Below are 4,668 nucleotides of genomic sequence, written 5' to 3' on the forward strand. Positions count from 1 at the left end.
GCAACGCGCTTTTACTTATCTTTAGAAGACGATTTAATGCGTATTTTTAATGGCGAGCGCATACAAAAAATTATGAACACTTTAAACTTGCCTGATAACGAGCCCATCGAAGCAAAAATGATTTCGCGAGCCATAGAGGGGGCGCAAAAAAAGGTAGAAGGTTATAACTTTGATATGCGTAAGCACTTATTAGATTACGACAATGTTATGAACAAACAAAGACACTCTATTTATAGTTTGCGCCGTAAAGTTTTAAAGGGAAAAAACTTAGACCAATTAATTTTAGACATGTTGTCAGAGGTGATGTCGGTTACTTTAGACACTTATGTTCCCGAAAATGCAAAACCTAGTGATTGGAATTTATCTGGATTAGAAAGTGCTTTAAAGCGATTATTTAATTTGCAAGTTAGTGTTGATCGCAGCATGCCTATTACAGGTATTACGGATCAAGTTAGCCAGTCTGTAAAAACCGTTTTTGATGAGCGCAAAGCAGCCTTAAAAAATGATTTTTCTTATATGCAACAAATGATTAGCTTACAAAGTATCGATAACTTTTGGAAAGCGCATTTATCGCAAATGGATAAATTAAGAGAGGGAGTAAATTTGCGAGCTTATGCCCAAAAAGACCCTTTAATTGAGTATAAAAAAGAAGCCTTTCAAGCTTTTTCTACAATGAACTTTGCTATTAAAGAAGAGATTATTGAAAAGCTAATGAAAGTTCAGTTAGTAGAAGATCAAGAGCTACAAGCTTATTTTGAGCAGCAACAAGGCTTGTTACAAGATGGTCATCAGTTAACGGGGGCCAACGAGGCAGATTTGTCTAACTTTGCCCAACGATACGCGCAAAACTCCCCCGAAGAATCTTCTGAAAAGCCCTTGAATCATGATCAAGGGGAAGAAGCTATGAACCGTGCAGACAGGCGTAAACTAAAAAAGAAGCAAAAAAAATAAAGGCTTAAAAAATGGCAAAGCTTTGTCCTTATTGTGAAGTTAGTATAGAACTGCCCGAAAATGAGTTTTATATTACTTGTGAAAATTGCTCTAAAAGTATTAGTTTAGATGGATTGGGCAATATTACAGAAGAGGAAGAAGAAGGTAGTATTTCTTCTAAAGTCGAACCAAGTATTGAGCCAAGTATTGAACCCAGTATCGAATCCAGTATTGAACCAAGCATTGAGCCAAGTATCGAGCCCAGTATTGAGCCCAGCATCGAATCCAGTGTCGAATCCAGTATTGAACCAAGTATCGAACCAAGCATCGAACCCGAAACCAATTCTGAACCCACCAGTCACCTAGAAGGGGCGGAAACAACGGAGGGCGAGGGGGAAGAGGAAAAAACATTTTCTGCAGAAGCTATGTCTGCGGAAACAGAAGAAGCCTGCTTGTATGAGTTAATGATTTCCAATATTGATTCGGCAGATATGCAAGCGCAGTTGATTAGTATTTTGCAAGACGAACGCTTGCAACTAGATACAGAAATGATTTTAGAGCGATTTAAAAATAATATTTCTGGTCATGTTAGCTTAACCGCTTTAAGCGTATTAAAACTAAGTTATATTGTGCAAAATATTTATAACAACGCTATTCCTGTAGAGTTGTATTGGCGACAAAAAGCAGAAAAATAATATTTAAAATCCGCGACTTCTAGGTCTTGATTTAGAAAAATCGGAAGAGGCTTTTTTTGCTTTTCCAAAAGGGCCTTTGTGTACAAAAGGTTTGTTTCTTTGGTTACTATCGTTTGAACTAGCAGACCGACCAGATTTCGAATAGCGTCTTGCGCCACCACCACCTCCGCCTCCGCGGTTGCGATCGCGGCTCATTCTGCCAAAAGTGTTGTTTTGGTGACTGGCCATATCTGTAGCGTCTAAATTACCGATATTATCCAAATGTTTAATTTGGTTATTAAAAAACCAAGTAAAAGCAACTTTTAATATTTCTTCTGAAGATAGTTCTTCAAAACCTTGTTTAAATGTTTGAAAATTAGAGTCAATTTTAAAGGCATGTTTTCTTTCTTGAACGGCATCAATAATAGATTGCAGACTTTTTGTTTCTTTATTAATTAAAGCGGCTTTTAAATCGGCTGTGGTGGGTAGTTTGGAGTGCGTAAGTTTTTGGTTAATAAATCTTTCTAAGCCTCCCACTTTGTAATAATCTCTAGGGTCTAACAAAGTTATAGCGATTCCCTTTTTACCAGCTCTGCCTGTTCTTCCCACGCGATGAACATAGGACTCCGCATTTTGTGGTAAGCCGAGGTTAATAACATGAGTTAAGTTTTGAATATCAATTCCGCGAGCCGCTACATCTGTGCAAATCATCATTTGTACTTTTTTAGACTTAAATCGCTGCATCGATAAATCGCGTTGTGACTGAGCCATATCGCCGTGTAAAGTTTCTACTTTTAATCCTTGGGAAATTAAATTTTCCCCTAAAGATTTAGTGTCAGATTTGGTTTTGCAAAAAACCATGGCATACATTTTTGGCTCTACCTGCATTAGTCGGCTTAAAGCTTCTTGAAAGTAGCGTTGCCTAACTACATAATACTGTTGATCAATATCTGAGTTAGTGCTTTCTTTTTTATCGACGGCTATCATTTCGGGATTATTAAAATGCTCTTTAATTAAGCGCACAATATTTTTTGGCATAGTGGCAGAAAACATCCACATTTGTTTTTCTTTTTCAAAAGATTTAATAACTTCTTGCACAGCTTCAAAAAAGCCTACATTTAGCATTTCATCGGCTTCGTCTAAAATTAAATAACGGGCATCGTGCAACCTAATTACTCGTTGGTTAATAAGGTCTAAAACCCTACCTGGTGTGCCGATTAAAATGTGTGGCTTTCCCTGCTTAATGTTTCTTTTTTGGCGTTCATAAGCGGTGCCTCCCATAACTAAAACGCTTTTAATATCGGTAAATTCAGACAACTTGTCCATTTCTTCCTTTAATTGCGCAGCCAGTTCTCTGGTGGGTGACAAAATAACGGCCTGTATAGAGTGTAGGGAAGGGTCTATTTTGTGTAATAAAGGTATTCCAAAGGCGGCGGTTTTGCCCGTTCCTGTTTGGGCGCGAGCAATTAGGTCGGTGCCCTCTTGCATTAACAAGGGGATGGCTTTGCTTTGTATGTCTGTGGGCGTGATAAATTGCATTTTCTTTAAAGCATCTAAGACATTGGTATTTAAGTTAAAATCACTAAAATGCATATTTTCCTTGGCACGGCGAATGGGGGTTATTTATTAAGCTTGCAGGCTAAACTACTATGGTTTAATGGGATGTGCTATATAAAAAGCGCAATATGTAATTTTTTTAAATAAGGACTGTAGAGTGAGAAAGTTTGATAAAAGCCAAGTTCCCTACAGACATCGAGGTTTAAAGGAACAGCAGTACATTCAAAATTTTTTAACCACCCATTGTGCACAAGGTTTAGACATGGAGCTGGGTTGTGGGGTGGGGCTGCACGCCTTAGAATATGTTCAAAAAAGAAAGCCTAAAAAAATGATTGCGCTAGAAAGAACAAAAACGAAGTTTAATAAATTTTTAAATCGATTTAACTCTCACACAAAACAACAGCCAAGCTTAAAGGGGGATCTTTTGCCCGTGGGGGAAGATGCTATTCCTTTCATATTAGAATTTATTAAAGAAAAAACGGTAAACAATTATTTTTTACTGCACCCCAACCCTTACCCAAAGGCCAAGCATTTAAATAAGCGCTGGTACGCTATGCCCGCCATGTCTTTGTTAAAGGAAACTTTAAAACCAGGAGGCTGTATTCACTTAGCTACTAATCAAGAATATTATTACAAAGAGGCCTTAGACTACATGCAAAATATATGGAAATTTTCTATTAAAGAAAGCAAAGTTTATTATCAGGGAGACATAATAGGGCGTACGCATTTTGAAATAAAATATTTATCTAGAGGAGATGCGGTTTTTCATGTTATTTTTCAAAAACCTATGCTAGGTTAAAATTATGTCTACTTTTGTTAAATATTTTTTTTGTTTAAATGTTTTTTTCTTTTTTGGAGTTTTTTCCACAATAGAGGTGGCCGCCAAGCCCTCTTTGAAGGCTGGCGGGAAGGCTGGCGAAGTTGGTAAGGTACAATTAATTACCGTCGACACTTTTAAAGCATGGGTTAAGTCTGTTAAAAATCAGTTACAAGAAAAGAAAAATACAAATAAGAAAAAAATTGCGCTACTAAATAAATTTAATCACCAATTGCAAGCCATGAAAGTGGGTAGTGCAAAATTGCAAGCACCTAAAAAGAAAATTACTAAAAAGAAAGATGCATTTTTATTAGATTTTCAGTTAGCTTCGTTTCAAGAGTTATTTCCATTACTGATATCTACTACAAACTTTAAAAGAAAAACACAAAACTGCGTTTATTTAAAACAAAAACTTATTTACGACCTATACCCCACGCAAGAAAACATTACAGGAAACATTACAGAAAGCATAAGGTTGCCTTATGCACACAAAGAATTACAAAACCTATTAAAAATTATTTGCAAACAATGAAAAACAAAATGAAAAAAAAAGCGCTTTTATATTTTTGTGTAGCTTTATTGCTTTCTTGCTCTAACAACGGGCAAAGCCTTGTTGAAGATATTTCTACACCCTCTAATGGTAAGGCCAAAGAAAGCTTTAAGGATTTGGAGGGGCAATGTTCTTGTCAC

6 protein-coding genes are annotated in these 4,668 nt (G+C 36.5%); 5 read left to right on the forward strand and 1 reads right to left on the reverse strand.

The window, feature by feature from the left end:
• Together HAW63_05045 and HAW63_05050 are read left to right on the forward strand one after the other, a co-directional pair.
• A partial coding sequence (locus HAW63_05045) for a preprotein translocase subunit SecA (protein MBE8163335.1) occupies nucleotides 1–951 on the forward strand: 951 nt, incomplete at its 5' end.
• 11 nt (nucleotides 952–962) lie between these two features.
• The gene (locus tag HAW63_05050; GenBank protein ID MBE8163336.1) at nucleotides 963–1,625 is read left to right on the forward strand and encodes a hypothetical protein; all 663 of its coding nucleotides are present in this window, start codon (nucleotides 963–965) and stop codon (nucleotides 1,623–1,625) included.
• 3 nt (nucleotides 1,626–1,628) lie between these two features.
• Here the strand turns inward: HAW63_05050 and HAW63_05055 are convergent, their stop codons facing one another.
• Nucleotides 1,629–3,197, reverse strand: coding sequence for a DEAD/DEAH box helicase (locus HAW63_05055; protein MBE8163337.1), 1,569 nt, complete (start codon nucleotides 3,195–3,197; stop codon nucleotides 1,629–1,631).
• A 121-nt stretch (nucleotides 3,198–3,318) separates the two neighbouring features.
• Here HAW63_05055 and HAW63_05060 point away from each other — a divergent pair, with 121 nt between their 5' ends.
• The 3 genes from HAW63_05060 to HAW63_05070 form a co-directional block, all read left to right on the forward strand.
• The gene (locus HAW63_05060) at nucleotides 3,319–3,960 is read left to right on the forward strand and encodes a hypothetical protein (GenBank protein ID MBE8163338.1); all 642 of its coding nucleotides are present in this window, start codon (nucleotides 3,319–3,321) and stop codon (nucleotides 3,958–3,960) included.
• Nucleotides 3,961–3,964: 4 nt separating this feature from the next.
• On the forward strand, nucleotides 3,965–4,510 hold the full coding sequence (locus HAW63_05065) for a hypothetical protein (protein MBE8163339.1): 546 nt from the start codon (nucleotides 3,965–3,967) through the stop codon (nucleotides 4,508–4,510).
• An 8-nt stretch (nucleotides 4,511–4,518) separates the two neighbouring features.
• The coding region (locus HAW63_05070; protein MBE8163340.1) for a hypothetical protein at nucleotides 4,519–4,668 on the forward strand (150 nt) is incomplete at its 3' end.

The sequence above is a fragment of the Pseudobdellovibrionaceae bacterium genome (genome assembly GCA_015163855.1).
Lineage (GTDB): Bacteria > Bdellovibrionota > Bdellovibrionia > Bdellovibrionales > UBA1609 > JAAOIH01.

What these genes read in the sequence shown, in the direction of transcription:
- HAW63_05050 (MBE8163336.1), top strand. Translation starts at nt 963, where the DNA reads ATGGCAAAGCTTTGTCCTTATTGTGAAGTTAGTATAGAACTGCCCGAA.
- HAW63_05055 (MBE8163337.1), bottom strand. Translation starts at nt 3,197, where the DNA reads ATGCATTTTAGTGATTTTAACTTAAATACCAATGTCTTAGATGCTTTA.
- HAW63_05065 (MBE8163339.1), top strand. Translation starts at nt 3,965, where the DNA reads ATGTCTACTTTTGTTAAATATTTTTTTTGTTTAAATGTTTTTTTCTTT.